This window comes from Pelobacter propionicus DSM 2379 (genome assembly GCF_000015045.1).
In the GTDB taxonomy this organism is placed as follows: Bacteria; Desulfobacterota; Desulfuromonadia; order Geobacterales; family Pseudopelobacteraceae; genus Pseudopelobacter; species Pseudopelobacter propionicus.
Genome location: NC_008609.1, coordinates 2,230,543 through 2,254,391 on the forward strand (window position 1 = coordinate 2,230,543; position 23,849 = coordinate 2,254,391).

Here is a 23,849-nt window from a genome sequence, read left to right on the forward strand (position 1 = left end):
ATCCCAAAAGCAAACTATTTCTTTAAAGACAGCAGCAAAACCAGCTGGTATACATACCTATTCCACCCCATGCCCACTCCTTCCGCTGCACCCACGTTCCTCCCCCATCACGCCAGGCCTGCCCGGAGTATCCCGGACACAAAACCATTGCACCAAATTTGATTACGTGCTACACACCCATTTCGTAGCACGATTAACACAACCGTATACCCATGCATCCAACACAAACAGGATGCATGGGCAGGAGCGGGCTTTCAATGGGAGCCCGTTTTTTTGGACCACTCAATAGCACGTTTTTTCAATTTATAACAACAGGGCTGTTGTACGCGGAAGAAAGCCGCACACGAACAAACAGCAGGCCGCCTGTTTCTTCCCTCGCCACAGATTTCCGATACCACACAGTACAAGTGCGTATGACAGAAATAAGCGAAGAGCATCAATATAACGAGCTCTTATACTCTGACATGACAACAGATGTGATGCAATTTCATTGCAAGGAGAGAGGGATGAGACGACGTATCGCAGTGATACTGGCGCTGGTGACAACCGCAGCGCCGCTGCAAGCGCGGGGAGATGGACAGGATAACAGCAAGGAAACAAGCCTGGACGAGGTGGTGGTCACCGCCACCCGCACGGAGAAGTCCATCGCCGATGCCCCCGGTTCGGTGAGCGTGGTAACCGCAGCGGAGATGAAGAAACGGAACATCCAGTCGGTGGACGAGGCGCTGAACATGCTGCCCGGCGTCTTTGACAGCCGCCGCAAGGGGTTGATGGGAACCACCTCCAGCGTCACCTTCCGCGGCCTGTCCGGCGCCGGTCGATCCCTGCTGCTGCTGGACGGCATGCCGCTCAACGACGCCTACTCTGCCAGCCAACCATGGGGTGGCCTGAATGCCCAGAATTTTTCACAAATAGAGGTTGTGCGCGGACCGTCGTCCAGCCTCTACGGCGGCAACGCCATGGGTGGGGTGATCAACTTCCTGAGCCACATGCCGGAAAAACGAGAGTTCACCCTCTCCAGCGGCTACGGCGGCGGCCTTGAGACCGACGCGGCCATGGACCGCCTCTGGAGCAGCTACACCTCCTATGGAGACAGGATCGGCAAACTGCGGCTGTATGCCGCCCTATCCTACCGCAGCACCGACGGCTACCCCAGCGGGCTGGTCACCACGACCACCAACCCCTCGGCCTCGGGGATCAGCGGCGCGCACCCCACAACGGACACCACGGGAAAAGCGACAAAATACATCACGGGCGACAGCGGGGACAACGGCTGGTGGGACTACTCGGCGGCCATCAGGGCTCACTACGATTTTTCAGATACCGCCAACATCAGGATCTCCTGGCTCAGGACCGCCAACAAGTATTCCTACGACCCTCCCCACACCTATCTGAGAGACGCCTCCGGGGCAGAGGCATACAGGCCCGGCCAAAGCAGCTACCTGAACGGAGACGGCGCCAATGTCCAGGACATGTACACCATTCACGCCGAAGCGCTGCTGGGTCAGGTGAAGGGCAAATTCCTCTTCGGCATCAACGACCAGCATGAAAACTGGTATACCACCCCCGGCAGTTCGGCGACTGTGGCCAACGGCGGAACCGGCACAAAAAGCGACTCTCCCAGCAGGACCTATTTCACCGACCTGCAACTGTCCGTCCCGGTCCTGGAAAAACACATCCTCACCGGCGGTTTCTCTTTCCGCTACGACGTAGCCGACAGCGATAACCTCCCCTTGAGCGATTACGAGGACGAAGACTCTGTTTCCGGCCCCAGCACCCAGTGGGGGGGGGGCACAACCCAGACCTACTCCACCTACCTGCAGGCCGAAATAGCCCTGCTGGACAACCTGACCTTCTACGCTGGCGTGCGGGACGATTACTGGGTCTCCAACAACGGCTACGCCGGATTCAGCGGCACCGGAGCCAGCGATCAGAAGTATCCCGAGAAATCCAAGAACTCCATCAACCCCAAGGGCGCGCTGGTCTGGAAGCCCCTGGACGGAACCACGGTGAGGATTTCGGGCGGCAGGGCCTTCCGCGCACCGCAGTTGAACCAGATGTACAAGACCTGGTCATCGTCCAGCACCTCCAAGCTGTACCTAGCCAATCCCGACCTGAATCCCGAAACCGTTCTGGCCTGGGATTTCGGCATCGAACAGAAACTGTGGAAGGGCGCCAAGATCAAGGCAACCTACTTCGAGAACTACATCGACGACATGATCTACACCGTCACCCTTTCCAGCACGACCAGCATCGGCGGCAAGAACTACACCAACGTGAAATATTCCAATCTTGGGGCAGGTGAGACCAGGGGGGTGGAACTGGAAGCGGAGCAGAGCCTGGGCAAAAATCTGCGCCTGTTTGCCGGCTACACCTACACCAGCTCCACTATCACCGAGTACGATGAGAACAAAAGCCTGGAGGGCAAGGATCTGCAGCATGCGCCCCGCCACATGATCAACGCGGGGCTGGACGCCAGCTACGGCCCGCTGTCGTTCTTTCTGTCCGGAAGATACGTGGCCAAGCAGTACGGTTCGGATAACAACAGCGACAAGGCCAACGGGGTCTACGGCTCCTACGATCCCTTCTTCGTCATGGACCTGAAGGCCGGATACCGGGTTACTGACTGGGCTACGCTCTCCTTGAGCGTGAACAACCTGCTGGACCGCACCTATTACACCTACTACGTCGCACCGGGCCGCTCCTGGTTCGCCAATCTCGACCTTAGGTTCTGAGCCATGAAAAGCCGTCTTTGTCATGCGCTCCTTTCTCTGTTGATCCTGTTGCCGGCGTTCGCCACGCCGGCTGCGGCATTCACCTACCGCGACAAGATGGGGCGAACCGTTACGGTCACGACCCCGGTGAAACGGGCGGTGCTGTACGAAACCTATGAACTGCTGCCGGTCACCGGCGCCTGGAACCAGATGGCGGGATTAAGCCGCTATGCATACAGCAATGATCTGCTGCTGGCCATCAACGCCAACAGACTGCGGAGGATTCCCGACGCGGGCAGCGCCATGGACACCAATGCGGAGGTGCTGCTGAAACTGAAGCCTGACGTAGTGTTGACCTGGACCGTCAATCCCGCCGCTGTTCGTTTTCTGGAGCACAAGGGGTTGACGGTGATCTCGGTCTATCCCGAAAGCATCAACGAACTGTACGGGGTGATGCGCATGCAGGGCCAGCTCTTCGGACAAGAGAAACGTATTGAGAGTGCAATCGCCAGGATGGAGGGACTCTTCTCGCTGATCCGCAAACGGGTGGCCGCAATCCCCCCCTCGCAGCGCAAAACAGCGCTCTACCTGACCGGCAAGCAGACCAGAGCAAATGGCCGCATCGGGGTTACCAACGACCTTTTCAACCTGATGGGATTGAAAAACGCCGGAAACGAGATCAACGAACGCTCCTGCGACGTCCCACTGGAGCGGATCATATCCTGGAACCCGGACCTGGTCTTCATCTGGGGCAGCGCCCGCTATTCAGCCGCTGACCTGAAAGGCAACCCCCAGTGGCGCCACATCAGGGCAGTCAAGAACGGAGCGGTTTTCAAAGAGCCGAAATGGGGCACCTGGTCCCCCCGTTTGGCACCCATCGCCCTCTGGATGGCATCGCGCGCCTATCCGGAGCGGTTCCGGGACATCGATATCGACAAGACCATCGACCGCTTCTACCGCGACGTGTACGGCATTCCCTATGCCAGGGCCAAACAGATCGAGAACTAAAAACCAGCTATAAAGGAACAGGTATGGCAAGAACGAGAGATTTTGACGATTTCCTTAACGAATGGCTCAAAGACCCGGAAAATGCTGCAACCTTTCTCAATGCGATGATCGAGGAGGAAAAGCGTATTTTTTTCCTTCCAGCTCTGCGGCAAGTGGCCAAGGCCTGGGGAGGCCTGTCACTCCTTGCCGACCTGTCGGATATCAGTAAATCGACCATGTACCGGGCGCTTTCCAAGCAGGGCAATCCGGACTTCAGACAGATAACATCCATGCTGGACAGCATGGGATTCAGATTGACGGTGGAACCGGTTGCCACGACTCGATGACACGTGGATGGGCAGCACGCGTTGAGCCGGATGGGGAGAGTCGTTGATGGAAGAGATAGGTTCCCGCCTCTGCGAGGGGGATGCACCGGCAGTCCAGGAGCAGGAAGAGCACCGGGCAATCATCCAGAAGAGTCGCAGTACAAGAATGTCCGGAAATAGCGCTCAAACCGGACTGGTGACAACGCTGATCATGCTCTCGCCCCTGCTGGCGGCCTGTATCGCCCTATTCCTGGGGGCCTACGGCGTGACTCCACTGCAGGTGGTTCAGATCCTGGCCAATGCCACAAGCGGCATAGACTCACCCGAGTCGGCCATCGTGCTGGACATCCGCCTGCCGCGCATCATCCTGGCCGGCCTGGTGGGCATGTCCCTGGCCACCTCCGGAGCAACCCTGCAGGCGGTGCTGCGCAACCCTCTGGTTGACCCGTTCATCCTGGGCATCTCCGCCGGGGCCGCCTTCGGCTGCGCCGTTTCCGTCGGTTTCCTGCCCGGGGTTTCACTGCAACTCATGTCATTTGTCTTCGGCAGCCTAGCCGTAATCATGGCCTGCACCATGGCCCGCTCCAGCGGCGAACTCTCCCGACTCTCGCTGGTGCTGTCCGGGGTGATCGTCTCGGCCCTGTTCACGGCACTCCTCTCCATCATCAAGTTCCTGGTTGACCCGATGAAACTGCAGAGCATCGTCTACTGGTTGATGGGGAGCTTCAGCCTGGCCGACTGGCCCCAGGTAAAAAGCGCGGGGTTCGGCATCATGCTGGGCTGCCTGCCGGTGCTGCTCCTGCGCTGGCGCCTGAACCTGATCAGCATGGGGGACGAGGAGGCCCGCTCCCTGGGGGTCAATGTCAGCCGCAAGCGGGTCATCTTCATCGCCAGCGCCACCCTGGCGGTCACCAGCGCCGTGGCGGTCAGCGGCATCATCGGCTGGATCGGGCTGATGGTGCCCCATCTGGTGCGCATGCTGGTCGGGCCGGACCACCGGCGCCTGATACCGCTCTCCATGGCCGGCGGCGCCGCCTTCATGATCGCTGCCGACACGGTGGCGCGCACCATGAGCAACGCAGATATACCGGTGGGGATCATCACCGCCCTGGCCGGCGCCCCCTTCTTCATCTACCTCATGCGCCGCGGCGGTGCGGAGAGTTGGGGGAGATGACATGATCCGTATCGAAAATCTCACCTTCCAGCATCCCCACACAGACAGGCCGGTGGTGAACAACGCCTCCTTCCGGGTGGCGGAAGGAACCTTGGCGGTGCTGCTGGGCCCCAACGGCTCCGGCAAGACCACCCTGTTCAAGTGCATCGCCGGCCTGTGGCGTCCAGCCTCGGGCACGGTCATGTTCGCCGGCCGCGACATCATGGGGATGAACTTCAGGGAACGGGCAAGCATGCTGGCGGTGGTGCCCCAGGATCACACACCTCCCTTCCCCTATTCGGTGTTCGAGGCGGTGCTCATGGGGCGCGCGCCCCACGTGGGGGTGTACGCATCACCCTCTCCCCATGATGAGGACGCGGCGTATAACGCCCTCGTGGCGGTCGGCGTACATCACTTGGCCGATCGCTGCTACACCCGCATCAGCGGCGGCGAACGCCAGCTGGTGCTGATCGCCCGCGCTCTGGCCCAGGATGCTCCGTTGCTGCTGCTGGATGAACCGACCTCTCATCTGGACTTCCGCAACCAGCACCTGGTGCTGGAGACGGTTCAGCGGGTGGCTGCGGAGAAGAACCTGACCGTGTTAATGACCCTGCACGACCCCAACCTGACCGCCTTCTTCGCCCACCAGGTGATCATGCTCAAGGAAGGGAAAATCGTGGCTGACGGCGAACCGTCCCAGGTAGTGACCGAGGCTAACCTGGGGCAGCTTTACGACATCGGCATCGGCATTTTCGACAGCGGCGAACGGCGGCTGATCTATCCGAGGCTATCATGATTCAGACCAACGACCTCGAGAGGTAACACTATGAAACTCTTCACCATCATGTGGTCAAACTATATTCCGCCCCTCAAGCAGGCCTGCGCCGACAACGGGGTAGTGCTGAGCGCTTGGTCCACCAAGCAGCTCAACCAGCACCCTGAGCTGCTGGACGACCTGCGCCAGGCCATGGACAAAGCCGACTGCATCCTGCTGTACCGCACCAGCGACCCGGTCTGGGACGAGCTTGAGGACGATATCCGTCAGGCGGGCGAGCAGCGACCGGTCGTGGTGGTGGGGAGTGACCCTGCCCTCTGGGGGCTCTCCACGGTCGGCCTGGAGGTGGCGGCACAAGCCTACAACTACATCCTCTACAACGGTGACGAGAATCTGGCCAACCTGCTCAACTACCTGCGGCACGCGGTCCTGGGTGAGGAAGTAACCTGCGCCGGGCCCAAAGCGGTCCCCTGGGAGGGGATTCACCACCCGGCCCTGGAAGGGGTCTTTAGCTCCACCACCGATTACCTGACGGTCTACCGGAAGACGCGGACCACCCCCGTTACCGGCTGGGTTGGCCTGCTCTACTCCCGTTCCAACTGGGTCAACCGCAACCTGGAGGTGGAAAAGGCGCTGATCGCGGAACTGGAAGAGCGCGGTCTGGGGGTGATACCGGTCTTCTTCTACTCCATCAAGGACGCCTGCATGGGGAACCTGAGCGGCGCCGAGTGCATCGAGACCTATTTTCTGAACGGGGGGATGGCGCTGGTACAGGGGATCGTCAAATTGACCTCCTTCTTCCTGGCCAGCCATGGCGGCGGGGTCAGGGAATCGGACGCGCCGCCGGGGGTGGAGTTGATGAAGCGGCTCAATATCCCGCTCTTCTCACCCTTGATCTCCTATTACAAAAACGAGGAGCAGTGGCTGGCCGATCCGGAAGGACTGGGCACCCAGGTGGGATGGAGCATGGCCATGCCCGAGTTCGAGGGGGTGATCGAACAGATGGTGGTGGGCGCCTCCAGCGGCACGGACAACCCGGAGGAGGAGCGCAATCTGCCGCTCACCGACCGCATGGAGCGCTTCGCCTCGCGGGTGGCCAGCTGGCTGGCCCTGGGGAGCAAGCCGGTGGCCCAGCGCAAGGTGGCCTTCATCCTGCACAACAACCCCTGCGTCTCGGTGGAGGCCAGCGTAGGGGGAGGCGCCCACCTGGACACCCTGGAGAGCGTGGCCCTGATCATGGGGCGCATGCGGGAAGCGGGCTACGCCATCACCCCGCCGAAGAGCGGCAAGGAACTGATCGACACCATCATGGAGCGCAAGGCCGTCTCCGAATTCCGCTGGACAACGGTGGAGGAGATCGTAACCAAGGGGGGGACCCTGGACCTGCTGGATCAGGAACGCTACCTCCCCTGGTTCCGGGAGCTTCCACCGCATACGCAAGAGCGCATGGCCGAGGCCTGGGGCAACCCTCCCGGCCAGGAGAAGGATGGCGTCCCGGCCGCCATGGTCCATGAGGGCAAAATCCTGATCACCGGTGTACGATACGGCAATGCCGTAGTCTGTGCCCAGCCCAAGAGGGGCTGCGCCGGTCCCACATGCGACGGCCAGGTCTGCAAGATCCTGCACGACCCGGACATCCCGCCGCCCCACCAGTACGTGGCCACCTACAAGTGGCTGGCCCGCGAATTCGGGGTGGATGTCATCATCCATGTGGGCACCCACGGCAACCTGGAGTTCCTCCCCGGCAAGGCCACCGGCCTCTCTTCCGGTTGTTTTCCGGACATCGGTATCGACAGCATGCCGCACCTGTACATCTACAACGCCGACAACCCGCCCGAGGGGACCATCGCCAAGCGCAGAAGCTTGGCCACCCTGGTAAACCATCTGCAGACGGTGATGGCACCGGGTGAGCTGTACGGCGACCTTGAAGCCATCGAACGGCTGCTGGAGGATTACCGGCGCTTCAGGACGGTTGAGCCGGCCAAGGCCCACACGGTCTCCCACATGCTGGCCGAGAAGGTCAAGGGGTTGCAGCTGATCGAGGGAGAGATCACCCACAACACTGTGGAGCAGAAGGTGGACGAGATCCACAACGCGCTGGCCACGCTCAGGGGGACCCGCATCCCCACGGGGATGCATATCTTCGGGCGATTGCCGGAGGCGGAGCGGTTGTCGGAGTTCGTCTATGCCATCGTGCGCTACGAGAATACGCCCGACTCATTGCGGGGGTTGACGGCCCGGGCCCTGGAACGGCGCGAGGGTGAAGAGGATGATCTGTACCGGGAACGGGTCGATGTCGCCGCCCGCAGGATCTGCAAGGGGTATCTGGAAGAGGGAATATCTTTGGCGGAGGGGTTGGGCCATCTCCGTAGGGGCGGCCCCATGTGGCCGCCCTGCCCCGCAACGCCAACAGATTCCCGACATATGGAGAATAGCGACAGGGAGCATGGCACCGCCGACGTGGGCAACCACATGGGGTTGCCCCTACGGGAAACCGTCGCCAAGGTCCAAGCCTTCATCGACTCCGTGCGTGACAACGTCCTGGCCTCGGACGAGATCGGCGCGCTGTTCAATGGCTTCAACGCCGGCTCTATCGAACCGGGGCCGTCCGGTCTCATGACCCGCGGCCGCCCCGACATCCTCCCCACCGGACGCAACTCCTACTCCCTGGATCCCCATAAACTCCCCTCCCCGCTGGCCTGGGAGACCGGGAAACAGCTGGCCGAGAAGAGCCTGGACAAATACCTGGAGGAGGAAGGGACCTTCCCGGAGAACATCGCCTTTCACTGGCAGGCTACTGACATCATGTGGACCGACGGCGAGGGGATGGCCCAGATGCTCCACCTGCTGGGGACATGCCCGGTATGGCAGCCCAACGGCAGGGTGCGCAGCTTCACCATTATTCCGCTGGAGGAGTTGGGGCGGCCGCGCATCGACATCACCGTGCGGGTCTCGGGCATCACCCGCGACAACTTCCCCTCCTGCATCGACCTCCTGGACGAGGCGGTGCAGGCGGTTTCAGCTCTGGACGAGCCGGCGGAAATGAACTTCGTGCGCAAACACACTCTGGAGAGGCTGGGCTCCGAACCGGAGGAGAATGACGAGGCGTTGCGCACGGCCACCTACCGCATCTTCGCCAGCCAGCCCGGCACCTACCAGGCCGGAACCCAGCTTGCGGTGTACGCCTCTGCCTGGGAAACGGAGAAGGACCTCTCCGACGTGTTTCTCTACTGGAACGGCTACGCCTACGGCAAGGGAACCTTCGGCGCTGTCGCCCACGACAGCCTGAAGCAGAGCCTGAAAACCGTCTCACTGACCTTCAACAAGACCGCCAGCGACGAGTACGACCTGACCGGCTGCTGCTGTTACTTCGGCACCCACGGCGGCATGATCAACGCCGCCCGGGTCATATCGGGCAACGAAATCAAAAACTATTACGGTGACACCCGTGAGCAGGGCCAGGTGAGGGTTCGCACCCTGGAGGAGGAGATGCGCCGCGTGGCCAGGGGCAAGATCCTCAACCCGGCCTGGATCCAGGGAATGAAGGAGCACGGCTACAAGGGGGCCGGCGAGATCAGCAAGCGGGTCGGCCGCCTCTACGGCTGGCAGGCCACCGCCAAGGCAGTGGATGACGCGGTCTTCGACGATGTTGCCCGCACCTTCATGATGGACGAGCAGAACCGTGAGTTCTTCGAGCAGGAGAACCCCTGGGCTCTGGAGGAGATCGGCAGGAGGCTTCTGGAGGCGGCCCAGCGGGGCTTGTGGAACCCGGCCGATGACGTGAAGGAAGAGCTCAGGGATATCTACCTGGAGATCGAGGGATGGATGGAGGAGCGCATGGGGGATGTGCGCGGCGAATTCCAGGGGGGCAGCATCGACATCATCACCGCGTCCGATGTGGAGGGGTGGAAAACCAGGATGGCAGCGGTGGGGATCGGCCCGTAGGAGCGGCCCTGCAAAAAAGCAAAGCATGGAACAGGGTAAAATGTGAAGAAGCTGAAAAAACAGGTCATTTTTAGAGTTGTTGTGTTTGGACTGTCTTTATCCGCTTATCCCGCATTTTCTGCGTTCCATTGTCTTTGGCTTTCAATTCCCGTGGCATCCGCCTCATACGCGTCCTACTCAAAAACATCTACGTAAATCCAATCGAGGTATGTATATGCATTTTCCATTTACGGCCATTGTCGGCCAGGAACAACTGAAGACGGCCCTGATCCTGAACGTGATCGATCCGGGCGTCGGCGGGCTACTGGTGATGGGGGAAAAGGGAACCGCCAAGAGCACCGCCGTGCGCGCCCTGGCGGAACTGCTTCCCCAGCTGACGGTTGTGCGGGAGTGCCGCTTTCACTGCCAGCCGGACGCTGAGCTGTGCAGTTTCTGCCAAGAGCGAAAAAAAGAAGCTCCGCTTACGCTGGGGCAAAGGAAGATGCGGGTGGTGGAACTTCCCCTGGGGATCACCGAGGACCGCCTGATCGGCACCCTGGACATCGAACACGCCATCAAACAGGGGGAGAAGCGTTTCGAGCCGGGGCTTTTGGCCGATGCCAACCGCAACTTCCTCTACGTGGACGAGGTCAACCTGCTGGAGGACCACATCATCGACCTGCTGCTGGACTCGGCCGCCATGGGGGTCAACAGCGTGGAGCGGGAGGGGATCTCCTTCAGCCACCCTGCCCGTTTCATCCTGGTGGGAACCATGAACCCTGAAGAAGGTGATCTGCGACCCCAGCTGCTTGACCGATTCGGGCTCTGCGTACAGGTGAGCGGTCTGCACGGAAAGGAGCAGCGCATGGATATCCTGCGCCGCAAGGCAGCCTTCGACAGTGACGCCACAGCCTTTGGCGTCCAATGGCGGGAACAGCAGGAGGAACTGGCACAGCGCATCGTCGATGCCCGCGAACGTCTGAACAGTGTTGAGTTGACCGACAGCGCCCTGGAAAAGATCGTCACCATCACCTCGGCCCTGCAACTGGACGGCCACCGGGCCGACATCGTGATCATGAAGAGCGCCCGTGCCCTGGCAGCCTACCGCGGACTCCCGGACGTGGGGAGCGCGGAGATCCGTGATGGGGCACTGCTGGCCCTGCCCCACCGACAGAAACGGCTCCCCTTCGAGGAATTGGGGAGTGAACGGGGCAGGCTGGAAAGAGTTCTGGAAGAGAGCCTGCCGTGAAATTCAGCCAGTTCATCGGCCAGGAGGATGCCGGGCTGGGGCTGCTGCTGAACGCCGTCGATCCGCGCTGCGGCGGGCTTTTGCTGGTGGGAGGCAGGGGGAGCGGCAAATCCACCCTGGCCCGCCTGGCACGGGGCATCATCCCGGCCCACCTCCCCTTCGTCGAGCTGCCGCTGAATGTCACCGAAGAGTCGCTTTTGGGGGGCATCGACCTGGAACAGACCCTGGCCAGCGGCCGACCTGTCCTACAACCGGGCATCATCTCGCGGGCGAATGGTGGCGTTGTCTTTGTGGACGACATCAACCTGCTCTCCCGGGAACTGCTGGCGCTCTTGATGGAACCCCAGTCACGGGGTATGGAGATCATCCAGCGGGAGGGTCTGACCGAACAGAGAGAGAGCAGCTTTGTCATCCTGGCCACCATGAACCCTGAAGAGGGAGACCTGTCGCCGCACCTGGCCGACCGCATCGGCCTCTGCGCCGTCATGGAGGAGCAGAACGGCCGCGATGAGCGTCTGGCCATCATGCGCCTGGCCAAAGAGACTCCCTTTTTTACCGTCGAGCATGACCGGGAAGCCATGGACCTTATCAGTGTCGCCCGGGGTCTGCTGCCGGAGGTCAGGTTTTCAGCCCAGGCCCTGGAGCATCTTCAACAGGTCGTGCAACGGAACATCAGCCCCGGCCACCGGGGCGACCTGTTTCTCTACCATGCGGCCCGAGCCTGTGCCGCATTGCAGGGCGCAGCCGATGTGGAAAAGGAGCACATCGACCGGGTCGCCAACCTGGTCTTCAGCCACCGTCGCCTGCAACTCCGTGAAGAGGAGCAGAACTCCACCGAGCCGGAGCAGCCGCACGACCAGGACCAGCAGCAGAACAACGAACAGCGCGACGACCAGGGCGAACAGCCGCCTCCACCGGAGAACGGACAGGATGAAAACGACCGGCACCCCTCCGGTGAGGGAGAGCATGAGTCCACCGTCTCAATGGGCGAATCTGCCCAGCGGGAAGAGATCATGGGGGTGGGGGCTCCTTTCAAGCTGCGCCGCCTCAGTTTTCGCAAGGATCGCCGAAAACGCCAGGCCAACGGCCGTCGCACCAGGACCCGCATCAAGGGGCGCGGCGGGCGCTACGTCAAGAGCCTGCTCAGCTCGACCGAGCACGACATCGCCATCGACGCCACCCTGCGTGCCTGCGCCCCCTTTCAGAAGGCGCGCAATCGCCAGGGGATGCTGAAGATCGAGCAGGACGACCTGCGTTTCCGTCAGCGGGAGCGCAGGATGGGGCACCTGGTGCTGTTCGTGGTGGATGGATCCGGTTCCATGGGGGCTCGGCAGCGGATGATGGAAACCAAGGGCGCAGTCCAGTCGCTGCTCTTGGACTGTTACCAGAAACGGGACAAGGTGGCCATGATCGTCTTTCGCAAGGACCGGGCCGAACTGGTGCTGCCCCCCACGGCCAGCGTGGAGTTGGCTGCCAGGCGTCTGGCAGAGTTGCCGGTGGGGGGCAAGACCCCCCTGGCGTCCGGCCTGCTGAAAACCCACCGCCTGGTCAGGCGCACCTCTATGCACCACCCCGAACAGCGCATCCTGGTGGTACTGATCACCGATGGGAGAGGCAACCAGCACCTGACGCCGGAAACTAGGAAGGAAGAGGTATCCAACCTGGCCGGCCTGCTGATGGAGGAGCCCCAGTGCGACTTCATCGTCATCGATACCGAGCATAAGGGCAATTTCCTGCGAAGCGATCTGGCAATGGACCTGGCCCGCCAACTGGAGGCGGAGTACTACACCATCGAGGCGCTTAAGTCCGAGTACCTGGCCGGGATGGTCCAGGCCAGGATGCCCGGCTAATGCCTGGAGAAACATCTTTGGGGCGTGGAAACGCGCGTCCGGCCACCACTGTGCTACGGTCCGGAAAGGCGACGACTAGAAGCGGTACTCCAGCGAGACGGAGACGCTCGCCTGTTGCGACCAGACCTTGACCCCGTGGGACCAGGTATAATCAAGACCTATGTCATCGTTGACAATCCGGTGTGAACCGGTGGTTTTCAGCCTGAGATATTCCGCCTCCACTGCCAGAGACAGGGAGTCATAGAGGCTCTTTCTCAGTCCCAGGGAGGCGTGCCAGGCATCCCCATGGGTATTTTCGTAGGTGTAGCGCTTTCCTGTCCTGAGGAGATGGTGGTCGCTGTTGTCCCCCTCCACATAGGCCCAATCCAGCTGCATGAGCAGGTTCAGGCCACCCACATCCAAGAGCCGCCCCAGGTCGATGTCAGAGCGCAAACCGATGAAATACTGCCAGTAGGTCTGCCAGAAACTGATCCCGTCTCCCGGCAAGGCAATCGAGCCCCCCTCTTCGTACTGCACCCCGTCATGGGTAACGAGATGGAAACTCTGCCAGCGAAAACCGATCAGAGGGCGGAGGCTGACCCACAGGGGAAGACCGATCCTGTCCGCCACCTCCAGGTCCATGTCCCCCCTGACCATGTAACTGGGCTCCATGCGACATTTCGACTCGCTGTAGATGGTGCGCACATCCGGCCTGAGATCATCATCCCAGTCCGAGTCCTTCATCATCCCATCCACATCCCCGTTAAGGTTTCTGAGCGCTTCCACGCCGATGGACAACCGGCGGTAGTTCGCCCTGAGCTCCGCCCCGCCCCACCAGGAATCGAGGGGAAACTCCAAACGACTGAACGGTTTCTGATGGGGGGGCAGAGGGTTGCCGAATTCGTACGAAGTGTGACTGTTGAAGAGGCGTTTCGTCTTCGCACCCAGGGAAAGGTACGGGGTCAGGGAGGTCAGTCCATCGCTTTCTGCCGCACACAGGGGTGACGCGGCCAAAACCGCCAGGAGGAACAGGCTATGCACAAGGAGAGGGGCAGCGAGGGAGATCCCCAGTCGGTCGTTATCGGGAGTTTTTATCATGGGCGACTACTACATTTCCTGCGAGCCTGTCCATCGACAACACCCAGGGAGATGGAAAGTGCTGCACGCCCCGTCTCCCGTCCCCGGTTTTTCATTTATATTCCGCACTCTCCAGAGGCTGATCGATCAGGAGACATACCCCCACCCAAAAGAGAAACATCGTTTGACCGATCCGGGCACGAATGTTATACATGTGGCTCATTACCCACTACCCATGTACCAGGAGGACCTATGAAACAAAGCTTCAGCCGCTCACCCCATCTGTCGTTGCTCGTATCCCTCGTCGTTCTGCTGCTTCTGCCCTTTTCGGCGATTGCGGAGACAGGGGCTAACCTGATGCAGCCCCTGTCGGTAGCGAAAAGTTCGGCATCACCGGCAGGTGGTGCAGCGGACCTGATCGTATCCAACATAAACATGTCACCGGGCAAACCGAACTCCAACGACCAAATCACCGTCTGGACCTTCGTCAAGAACGTCGGTCCGGTAACCGCTCCCGCCTCTTCCCTGCAACTGCAGGTGGGGGGAAAACTCTATCCACCAATCACCGTCCCCCCCCTGAAAGTCAATCAGGATTGGTGCTTTACCACCCAAACAGGACCGCTGCGCGCCTGGAATTACCAGATCACCGCCACGGTGAATCCCCAAAACCTGGTGGCGGAGACCAACTACGACAACAACAAGCGCATACGGAAGTTCACCGTCGCTCAGGGGCCGCAGGTGTTCATCAGGGACATAACCTGGAACAGGTCGACCAAAGTTTGGGTCGCTGAGGTGAAGAACACATCCTCGGCACGTGTGGAGATAGGAGTAACCGGCTTTCCCCTGGAGAACGGCGGCAGCGGCATGACCAAATGGGCCAATACATCCCTTGCCGGCTATGCAACGTTCGAACTCAGGGGCGACTACTCCTCGTTCAACGTGCCTGCCGGAACCAGGCTGAAGGTGCGCGTGATCAAGAAAGGCACGAATACCGTGCTGGATGAAAAGGTGCGCATACTGGATTAGTTGAACATGCTGTCCGCTTGTTCCGGCAACGATTCAGGGAAGCGATAACAGCGTAACTATTGACTCTTTATAATCTCTTTTACCTTGACAGCCGACCTGACTCTTTTTTAATCAATCCAAAAGTAATGTGGATTTTTCAAAAGGTTGCGGCGCACCGTTCACAGCTTTTCAAGTGCAATTGTGGAAAAGACCAGACTGATCAAGGGGCATTTCTGCCCCCCGGTCAACCTGGTTAACCGGCACGCACGCCGTACGGGTTAACCCTGTTTTGCCTTCGGGGAACTCGGAGTTGAATCCACGGAGAGAATTAAAAGAACACCAGGCAAAGGCGGGGGCTCCGTGCCCCCGCCTTTGCCTGGTGTCAGTGCTGATGGTCGTGCGCTTCCTGGTCATGGCCGGGATGGTCGTGACCATGCTCGCTGTCGGGATGGCTTTCGTGGCTGTGGTCATGGCCCGTCTTCCCGCCATGGACATGGGGATGCTCGTGGCTGTGGTCATGGCCCGTCTTCCCGCCATGGACATGGGGATGCTCGTGGCTGTGGTGGTGGGGATGGACATGGTCATGCTCGTGGGGATGAACGTGCACCAGGTCCCCATGGCTGTGGGCATGCTCGTGGGTATGGTGGTGCGGATGCTGATGATCGTGGGTATGACTATGCTTTCCTTCCATGGCGCTCTCCTTTTCCGGTTATGAACAAAATCGGTTATAGCCTGGTCTGATTCTTCAACAGCTTGATTTCATTGTCAATACCGTGCTACGGATACTTTTTTGCGGTGCGGCGAAGGCGCCGAATTATGAAAAAACGGTGCCGTCATCCCTCTGCGCGCCCTGACAGTCCCCAGTGTCATGGCGAATAGCGGAAGATGGCCAGACCATCGCTGATCCCTGTTGAAATACTCACCCAAAACCCGTACCATTTGCCGGCTGCCGCCATCGGCGAAGAACCTGACACGGATACCGAAACTGGCTGCGATGGAACATGATGACACGAAAACAGGAGTGAACAGCATGGATATGACGGAATGGGAAAGGTGCGTCGCCTTTCACGGCCATGAGTGCCCCGGCCTTGCCATCGGCATCAAGGTCTGCCAGGCGGCACAGAAACATCTGGGGATAGGATTTTCAGCGGACGAGCAGGTGGTCTGCGTCACCGAGAACGACGCCTGCTGCGTGGACGGGATCCAGTTCATCGCCGGCTGCAGCGTGGGCAAGGGAAACCTGATCTTCCGCAACCGGGGCAAGATGGCCTTCACCTTCTTCCGGCGGGACACCGGCCAGGGGGCGCGTTTCGTCCTCAAGAGTTCGGTCTCGCGGGGGGATATGGAGCGCCCCGCCTATCAGCGGGCGCTTCTGGAGATAGACCCGGATGAGCTCTTCGACGTCAAGGAGCCCCCCTTTGCCCTGCCGGAAACGGCGCGCCTGTTTCCGGGGGTGATCTGCGAGCAGTGCGGCGAGACCACAGCCGAGCCGATGATCCGGCTTAAGGAGGGGCGCAGGCTCTGCCTTGACTGCTGTGAGGGCTACACACGGGGATGGTGAAACCGAAATCGGCCGCGGCCTGAGGGCATGGAGCTCAGCTGGCCAGAAGTTGATCCAGCACGCTTTTCAGCTCCGCCACCCGGTACGGCTTGATGATCACGCCGCTAAAGCCATAGGCACGGTAGTCGGCCATGATCGGATCGGTGGAGTAGCCGCTGGAGACCACCGCCAGCACCGATTCGTCCATCTGGCGCAGACGGGTGATGGCCTCCCTCCCCCCCATGCCGCCCGGAATGGTGAGATCCATGAGCACGACGCTAAATGGCTGCCCCCTTTCCCGCGCCTGGCGGTACAGCTCCACCGCTTCGGCGCCGTCACAGGCAACGGTCGCGTCGTATCCCAGATAGGAGAGCATCTCTCCGGCGATCTCCCGGATACTCTCCTCGTCATCCATGACCAGCACCGTCCCCCTTCCCGAATCTACCACCGTCTCCTCGGGCGCCACCGGCACCTCCCCCTCCACCAGGGCGGGAAGATGGATGGTGAAGGTTGAGCCTCCACCCTGGCGTGAGGTCGCGGCTATGTGGCCGTCATGGTTCCTGATGATGGAATAGACCGTTGCCAGGCCGAGTCCTGTGCCGTTCCGCTTGGTGGTGAAGTAGGGGTCGAAGATACGGGTAATGGCTTCCTGGGGGATGCCCTGGCCCCGGTCGCTGACCGCGATGCGCACATGGGCGCCGGCCGGCAACGGAAGTTGCGATTTCGCGTCAATGACCACATTGGCGCAGCTGATCTCGACCTCCCCCCCGCCTGGCATGGCCTGATCGGCGTTAAGCACCAGATTGTTGATCACCTGACTGATCTGCCCTTCGTCCGCCTCCACCGGCCAGAGATCTTCGGGCAGAATAAAACGGCAGGTTGTTCCGGAACCGGACAGGGTGAAGGCCGCCGATTCCCTGATGATGGCGGCCAGAGACAGGGTCCTGCGCACCGGCGCGCCGCCGCGGGAGAAGGTCAAAAGCTGCTGGGTCAGCCCCTTGGCCCGCAGGGAGGCCTTCTCCGCTTCATCCAGGTTCCTGAACATCCTGTCCCCCTCGGAGACGAGCATCTTGGCCAGAGAGATATTTCCCAGGATGGCGGTCAGCAGGTTGTTGAAGTCGTGGGCGATGCCGCCGGCCAGGACGCCGATGGATTCCAGCCGGTGGGCATTGAACAGCTCCTGCTCGATCCTCTTCTTTTCGGTGATGTCGCGGAACACCAGCACCACCCCCACCAACCGACTCTCCCGGTCCCGGATCGGCGCCACGCTGTCGGCGATCAACCGCTCCCGGCCGTCCCTGGCCACCAGTACGGTGTTGTGGGCAAGCTCGGAACCGCTACCGTTCTTCAGCACATGGGCCACCGGACTGGAGCGCTGCTGGCGCGTTCTCTCATCGATGATGCGGAAGACCTCATCAAACGCCTTTCCCCGCGCCTCTTCCTGCTTCCAGCCGGTCAGTTCCTCGGCCACCTTGTTGAGCAGGATCACCCTACCCTCCATATCGGCGGTGATCACCCCGTCACCGATGGAACGCAACGTCACTGCCAGGCGTTCCTTTTCCATGGCAAGTTCATCGGCGGCATGCCTCCGTTCGGTGATATCCATGGCGATACCCTGGTAATGGGTGATCCTCCCCTCTCCGTCACGCTCCACCGTGGTGCGGTCATCAACCCAGCGCACCTCACCGCTTTTGGTGACGAGACGGTACTCCTGGGAAAGCGTATCGGAAACATCCTCGCCGTTCCCGCCCACCTCGGCCACCACCCGCTCCAGGTCGGCGGGGTGGATCAGACTGGCAAAGGAAACATTCCCGGACAGGAGTTCTTCCGGCGCATACCCGAACTGGACCACATTCTCAGAAACGAACTCCACCGGCCATCCCGCGGCCGCCTTCCAGCGAAAGAGCGTCACCGGGCTATTTTCCACCACCAGACTGGCCTGGCGGGCATTTTTGCTGGCCAGCCCCATCCTGCCGATCATCTCGGCCAGACGGCAGAGAAACTCCATGACCAGGCGCACCCGCTCCTCGCTGACAACCGGAACCCTGGCCAGCGCCTCCAGATAGGAAGCCTCGTCGAAACCGAATTCAGCCCCCTGGCGCCGGAAAAAATCCGTATCGGGCGGCGCAAACAGGAACTGCCCCGAGTACAGCTTGCCCACCTGCATCCCCGCCACCACGATGGGTACCGCCACATCCACCAGACCGTTTCTGCACGCATACAGGGTGTAGGTTTCCCCCTGTAGCAACTTCCCGGCCAGATAGACGTCACTCTCCCGGCAGCGGGCGGCGGAAGCGGGGGTGGCGCGGTGAAAGCGGGTGCAGATATCCTGCCAGCCGGTGGCAATGAGGATATTCCCCTCCATGTCGAGAATGGCGGTTACGAAGCCGGTCATGCGCGTGAATAGTTCACACAGCGACCGGAGTTCATCGATATCGATGAGTTCGCTAATCGTATAGGTCATCCGTATCTCCACCGCAAAAAGTGTGCTGGAAACAAGCCAGAAACAGAGTGCACACTCTACCCCGCGGCTACGGCCAAAGCAAGACTCTCTCTCGTAGTACAACCCGATTCGTCAGAAGGATATGCCCTCAAATCCCTGCTCGAGCCAGAACAAAGCATTCACCGCCGGGTGCTGGACGGAAGTTAGCCTGGACAGACAACAGCTGAAACACTTGAACGCAGGCACGCTTTGACATATATATGGCGGTAGATGAATTCAATTGATTCGGGGAGGTATCATGGGCGAGACCATTCGCTTCGGAATTTCCATTGACGATAAACTACTGGAAAGCTTTGACCAACTGATTGAGCACAAGGGGTATGCCAACCGCTCAGAGGCGCTGCGGGATCTTATCCGAGCCTCGCTGATCGATGTGAAGTGGGAAAACGGGGAGGAGGAGATGGTCGGCACCGTGACCCTGGTGTTCAACCACCACGTGCGCGACCTGTCCGACAAGCTGACCGAGCACCAGCACGCCTATCACCACCAGATCATCTCGGCGCTGCATGTGCATCTGGATGCCCACAACTGCCTGGAAGTGTTGGTGGTGCGGGGAAAGGCGCGGGAGATCAAGAAGATCGCCGACGAGCTGATCGGCGTCAAGGGGGTCAAGCATGGCAAGCTGGTCATGACCGCCACCGGCCATGACCTGCACTGACGGCTCCGTTCAGGGGATATCGTCGCTCTTGCGGGCGACGATGTACATCACCTCATAGGTGGCCGGGATCATGCCGTCCCTCTGGAAACGGGAACGGTAGGTATCGGCCATGGCGGTCAACAACCCCCGCCATCCCAGCCCGCCACCGGTACCTGTGCGTGCGGGAGTGGTTGCGCCGATCCCCTTGATGGAGCGCAAGAGAGCGGGGACATCGGGATGATACTCCATCTCGATCTCGGTCGCCACCATCACCTGGTCGAAACCCAGCCCCTCCAGGGCCTGACGCACATCCGTGGCACTGCGGAAGCGCTGCAAGCGCCCTCCACGGCAGTCGTCGCGGGAAAAGCGATCCGCCAGGGCCTCCCGGTAGCTCTCCTGCAGCTCCCACAATGTTTTCCCTCCGAAGAAGGCCGCGCAGAGCAGTCCGCCCGGCGCCAGCACACGCTGACATTCCCGGAAGCAACTGTCAAGCCGCTGAACCCACTGCAGCGTGGAGGCGGAGACCACCAGATCGAAGCATGCGCTCCCGAAGGGGAGGGATTCGGCATCGCCATTGACCAGCATGGCAGCGGGGCCGAGACGCTGGGCCGAGCGCAGCGCCATGTTGAAGGCCAGGTCGAGACCGCAGAGCCGGGCAGTGGGATAGAGCCCGGCGAGTGCGGAGAGCATGGCCCCGGTGCCGCAGCCGATATCCAGCGCGCTTCCCGGCGCCGCGTCGCAGTGCGACTGCACCAGACGAGTCAGGTTGGTCACCACCCGCTTCTGCACCACCGCATGTCGGTCATACTCGCCGGCCTGGCGGTGGAATCCCCTGCCGATCCTCGTTCTGTCATCTACCCTGTTCAAAAATCCTCCTGCTGAAACGCGTGATTGCATCGTTGAATTCAGTGCAGCGGGTCAAGAAGGGCGCATGTCCGCAGCCGGCGAAAACGACCTGCCGGCATTCCGGAATCCTGCGCGCCATGTAGTCTGAAGCCAGGGGCAGGCAGATGGCGTCCCGGTCCCCGCCCATGATCAGTGTCGGCAGATCCACGGCCGGGAGCAGGGAGCGCAGGTCGGTCTCCCCGAGAAGCCTGAGCCCCTGCAGCGCCACCTCCCCCTCCGGCAGCGGGATCGAAGCCAGCATTCGCTGGATACGTCCGTCAGGGAAGCAGACATCGCGCTCGGCCTCGGCGAACATGCGCGAGACAAAATCCCGCAGCGTGATTAAGGGGTTGCGGCGCATCCTGGCCTGCATGCCGCGCAGTTCCCTGGCCTCCAGGGCATGGGGGAAGTCGTCGTCCGCAATGAAACGGGGGGTACCGGAAACCAGCACCAGCCCGGACAAGCGCTCCCGCAGCGTTCCCCAGGCCTGCAGGGCCAGCTGCGCCCCCAGGGACCACCCCGCCAGGAGCGCGCTCCTGAGATCCAGATGTCGGAACAGCTCATCCAGATCAGCGCACAGGGCGGAAAGAGTGAAGCCGTCGGGGGAGAGGTCGGATCGCCCATGGCCGGCCAGGTCGGGCGCGATCAGGCGAAAATCACGCTGAAGGGTCTCCAGCTGGAAGCGCCACACCTGCGACGACATGCACCAGCCGTGCAGCAGCACCAGCGGAATCCCCTCCCCCTGATCCTCGTACCAGAGGCGCCGTCCGCTCCCGAGCCTGAGCCAAGGCATCAAACCACTCCCAGACGCCTGCCGATATGGGTGATCCGTTCCGCGGCCCAGGTCAGGTCCTGGGGCGAATGGGTTGCCATGACCGTGCAGCGCAACCGGCAGGCGCCGGCAGGCACGGTGGGGGGGCGTATCCCCTGGACGAACATTCCCTCCTCCAGCAGTTGCCGGGAGAAGTCCATGGTCTCTTCGGCGCCGCCGGTGAGGATCGGCACGATCTGGGTGTTTCCCTCCCCCAGGAAAAAACCGGCATCCCGCAGCAGCCCCCGGAACAGGGATGTGTTGTCGCGGAGCCGCTTCCTCAGTTCGTCCCCCTCGGCCGCCTGAACCAGTTCCAGGGCTGCCGTGGAAACCGCCAGCACCGCCGGCGGCAGGGAGGTGGAGAAGATGAAGCTGCGGGCGCGGTTGACAAGGAGATCGCGCAGTTCCCGGGAGAGGGCGGCATAGGCGCCAAAGCTCCCCAACGCCTTGCCGAAGGTCCCCACGTGGATATCGATATGGGAGAGAACCCCCAGCAGTTCAGCGCTTCCCCTCCCCTGTTCGCCCAGCACGCCGCAGCCGTGGGCATCGTCCACCATCAGCAAGGCATCGTGGCGCCGACGGAGTTCCGCAAGCTCCGCCAGCGGCGCCAGGTCGCCGTCCATGCTGAAGACGCCGTCGCTGACGATCAGGCAGCGCCCCGTGCCGCGCTGCTTTTCCATCAGCCCGGCCAGGGCAACGGCATCGTTGTGGGGATAGCGCACCAACCGGGCGCCGGAGAGCAGGGCGCCGTCGATGATGCTGGCATGGTTGAGGCGGTCGCAGAAGATCACGTCCCCCCTGCCCACCAGGGCCTGGATGATACCGGTGTTGGCGGCATAGCCGCTGTTGAAGGCCAGGGCGCTCTCGGTGCGCTTGAATGCCGCCACCGCCGTTTCCAGGGCCTCGTGCGGCTCCATGCTGCCGGAAACCAGGCGCGAGGCGCCGCTGGAACTGCCGAACTGTTCGGCGGCTGCCATGGAGGCCGCGATGAGGGCCGGGTGCTCGGCCAATCCCAGATAGTTGTTGGAGCAGAGCAAGAGCAGCTGGCGCCCCTCCATGGTCACCCGCGCAGACTGCCGTCCCTGGATCAGGCGCGTGGAGCGGAACAGCCCCTTAGCGCGGATCTGCTCCAACTCATCCTGTACTGTACGACCCATGCCCCCTCCCTGGTCAACCATCACTAAAAAGAAAGTTGACAATAGCGGCAAATAAAAACGCCGTCAACAAAATCCGACAGCGCTGGCCGCAATCAGGCGGCCCTCAACCAGCATTTCCGGTTTTTCTGATCAGCGCCCCGGACACCTTCCGCGTCAGCGGTCGGTACGGGGCGCACAGACAAAGGGCTGGCTACAGGAGCGTCTCCATCCCCCTGGCGGAGAGTTCCGCCACCACCTTCTTCACCTCCTGGGCCCGCTCCCGGTGGCAGACCAGCAAGGCATCGGGGGTGGAGACGACGATCAGGTTGCTGACCCCGACGGTGGCGACCAAACGACCGTCGCCGTAGATCAGGCAATCCCTGGAGTCGATGGCGATGTGTCCGGCGGTGTTGACGCTGACCGTGCCGTCCCCATCCGGTTCGATCACCTCAGGCAGGGCGCTCCAACTCCCCACGTCGCTCCAGCCCATCTCCACCGGTAGAACCTGCACCCGGTCCGAGCGCTCCATGATGCCGTAATCGATGGAGATGCTGGCGGCCCTGGGGAAGAGCTCCCCGATCTGGCTCTGCAGGTCGGACAGTTCCCACACGTCGCCAGTGAAGCTGATCTCCGTAAGCAGGGAGGAGAGGTCGGGCATATGCGTGGCGATCTCCTCCAGGATCGTGTCGCAGCGCCAGATGAACATGCCGCTGTTCCAGAAATAGCTGCCCTCATCCAGGTAGCGCAGGGCGTCCTCCAGGGGCGGCTTTTCCACGAAGCGCCGCACCGGAAAGGGTCCCTGGCCGCGCAGCTCAGTGTCGGCCTCGATGTAGCCGTAGCCGGTCTCAGGGCGGGAGGGCACGATTCCCAGGGTCACCAGATAGCCGTTCCTGGCCGTGTGGCCGGCGGCAACGAGTGTAGTCCGCAGGGCATCCTCATCCCTGATGAAGTGGTCGGCCGGCAGCACCACCATCACTCCCCTCGGATCATGGGCGGCGATGATGGTGGCGGCCAGTCCTATGGCCGGTGCGGTGTTGCGGGCAACCGGTTCGGCCACCACGTCGATGGGAACGCCGTGGTAGCCAGAGACCTGATGCCTGGTCTCCTCGGCCTGGAGCACGTTGGTGACGATCATGATCCGCTTCGGCTTGAGCGGCAGGACCCGCTCCACGGTGCGCTGGAGCATGGTCCGGTCTCCGCAGATGGAGATGAGCTGTTTGGGTCGCGAGGTCCGCGACAGTGGCCAGAACCTGGTTCCGGAACCGCCGGCAAGTATGACGATATACACGTTGTCCCCC

18 protein-coding genes are annotated in these 23,849 nt (G+C 61.5%); 12 read left to right on the forward strand and 6 right to left on the reverse strand.

The annotated features are described in order from the left end of the window. The first annotated feature begins 506 nt into the window (after positions 1-506). The 8 genes from PPRO_RS10305 (at position 507) to PPRO_RS10340 (ending at position 12,978) form a co-directional block, all read left to right on the forward strand. Positions 507-2,735: a TonB-dependent receptor gene (locus PPRO_RS10305; RefSeq protein ID WP_011735951.1), complete on the forward strand. Its 2,229-nt coding sequence runs from the start codon at positions 507-509 to the stop codon at positions 2,733-2,735. 3 nt (positions 2,736-2,738) lie between these two features. Continuing rightward, entirely contained in the window at positions 2,739-3,722 is a 984-nt protein-coding gene (locus PPRO_RS10310) for an ABC transporter substrate-binding protein (protein ID WP_011735952.1), read from the forward strand. A 23-nt stretch (positions 3,723-3,745) separates the two neighbouring features. Continuing rightward, positions 3,746-4,048: a helix-turn-helix domain-containing transcriptional regulator gene (locus tag PPRO_RS10315; protein ID WP_011735953.1), complete on the forward strand. Its 303-nt coding sequence runs from the start codon at positions 3,746-3,748 to the stop codon at positions 4,046-4,048. A gap of 46 nt (positions 4,049-4,094) precedes the next feature. Further along, positions 4,095-5,201 (forward strand): FecCD family ABC transporter permease, encoded by a 1,107-nt coding sequence (locus PPRO_RS10320; RefSeq protein WP_011735954.1) that lies wholly within the window; start codon positions 4,095-4,097, stop codon positions 5,199-5,201. Between the two features lies 1 nt (position 5,202). Next, positions 5,203-5,976 carry an ABC transporter ATP-binding protein gene (locus tag PPRO_RS10325; protein WP_011735955.1) on the forward strand — a complete coding sequence of 258 codons (774 nt, stop codon included), beginning with the start codon at positions 5,203-5,205 and terminating at the stop codon, positions 5,974-5,976. Positions 5,977-6,006: 30 nt separating this feature from the next. Then, a complete protein-coding gene (cobN, locus tag PPRO_RS10330; protein WP_011735956.1) occupies positions 6,007-9,900 on the forward strand; it encodes a cobaltochelatase subunit CobN in 3,894 nt (1,297 codons plus the stop codon). Between the two features lie 214 nt (positions 9,901-10,114). Further along, on the forward strand, positions 10,115-11,128 hold the full coding sequence (locus tag PPRO_RS10335; protein WP_011735957.1) for an ATP-binding protein: 1,014 nt from the start codon (positions 10,115-10,117) through the stop codon (positions 11,126-11,128). Further along, entirely contained in the window at positions 11,125-12,978 is a 1,854-nt protein-coding gene (locus PPRO_RS10340; protein ID WP_011735958.1) for a VWA domain-containing protein, read from the forward strand. The genes PPRO_RS10335 and PPRO_RS10340 overlap by 4 nt, the downstream gene beginning before the upstream one ends. 75 nt (positions 12,979-13,053) lie before the next feature. On the opposite strand, the gene PPRO_RS10345 is transcribed toward PPRO_RS10340, so the two are convergent. After that, positions 13,054-14,055: an omptin family outer membrane protease gene (locus PPRO_RS10345; RefSeq protein WP_011735959.1), complete on the reverse strand. Its 1,002-nt coding sequence runs from the start codon at positions 14,053-14,055 to the stop codon at positions 13,054-13,056. A gap of 231 nt (positions 14,056-14,286) precedes the next feature. Here PPRO_RS10345 and PPRO_RS10355 point away from each other — a divergent pair, with 231 nt between their 5' ends. The 3 genes from PPRO_RS10355 (at position 14,287) to PPRO_RS10365 (ending at position 16,600) form a co-directional block, all read left to right on the forward strand. Beyond that, positions 14,287-15,060, forward strand: coding sequence for a CARDB domain-containing protein (locus PPRO_RS10355; RefSeq protein ID WP_041532257.1), 774 nt, complete (start codon positions 14,287-14,289; stop codon positions 15,058-15,060). A gap of 370 nt (positions 15,061-15,430) precedes the next feature. After that, complete coding sequence (locus PPRO_RS10360) at positions 15,431-15,754, forward strand: hypothetical protein (protein WP_011735961.1); 324 nt, start codon at positions 15,431-15,433, stop codon at positions 15,752-15,754. Between the two features lie 315 nt (positions 15,755-16,069). Continuing rightward, the gene (locus PPRO_RS10365; protein WP_011735962.1) at positions 16,070-16,600 is read left to right on the forward strand and encodes an FmdE family protein; all 531 of its coding nucleotides are present in this window, start codon (positions 16,070-16,072) and stop codon (positions 16,598-16,600) included. Between the two features lie 34 nt (positions 16,601-16,634). Here the strand turns inward: PPRO_RS10365 and PPRO_RS19530 are convergent, their stop codons facing one another. Then, positions 16,635-19,043, reverse strand: coding sequence for a PocR ligand-binding domain-containing protein (locus PPRO_RS19530; protein WP_011735963.1), 2,409 nt, complete (start codon positions 19,041-19,043; stop codon positions 16,635-16,637). Between the two features lie 277 nt (positions 19,044-19,320). On the opposite strand from PPRO_RS19530, the gene nikR reads away from it, so the two are divergent. After that, positions 19,321-19,740, forward strand: a complete 420-nt coding sequence (gene nikR, locus PPRO_RS10375; RefSeq protein WP_011735964.1) for a nickel-responsive transcriptional regulator NikR — start codon at positions 19,321-19,323, stop codon at positions 19,738-19,740. A 9-nt stretch (positions 19,741-19,749) separates the two neighbouring features. Here nikR and PPRO_RS10380 read toward each other — a convergent pair whose 3' ends face one another. The 4 genes from PPRO_RS10380 to PPRO_RS10395 form a co-directional block, all read right to left on the reverse strand. Next, positions 19,750-20,586, reverse strand: coding sequence for a methyltransferase domain-containing protein (locus tag PPRO_RS10380; RefSeq protein ID WP_011735965.1), 837 nt, complete (start codon positions 20,584-20,586; stop codon positions 19,750-19,752). Then, positions 20,570-21,397, reverse strand: a complete 828-nt coding sequence (locus PPRO_RS10385; protein ID WP_011735966.1) for an alpha/beta fold hydrolase — start codon at positions 21,395-21,397, stop codon at positions 20,570-20,572. The genes PPRO_RS10380 and PPRO_RS10385 overlap by 17 nt, the downstream gene beginning before the upstream one ends. Further along, positions 21,397-22,572 carry an 8-amino-7-oxononanoate synthase gene (bioF, locus tag PPRO_RS10390; RefSeq protein WP_011735967.1) on the reverse strand — a complete coding sequence of 392 codons (1,176 nt, stop codon included), beginning with the start codon at positions 22,570-22,572 and terminating at the stop codon, positions 21,397-21,399. The genes PPRO_RS10385 and bioF overlap by 1 nt, the downstream gene beginning before the upstream one ends. Before the next feature lie 190 nt (positions 22,573-22,762). Then, positions 22,763-23,839, reverse strand: a complete 1,077-nt coding sequence (locus tag PPRO_RS10395; protein WP_011735968.1) for a mannose-1-phosphate guanylyltransferase — start codon at positions 23,837-23,839, stop codon at positions 22,763-22,765. Between the last annotated feature and the right edge of the window lie 10 nt (positions 23,840-23,849).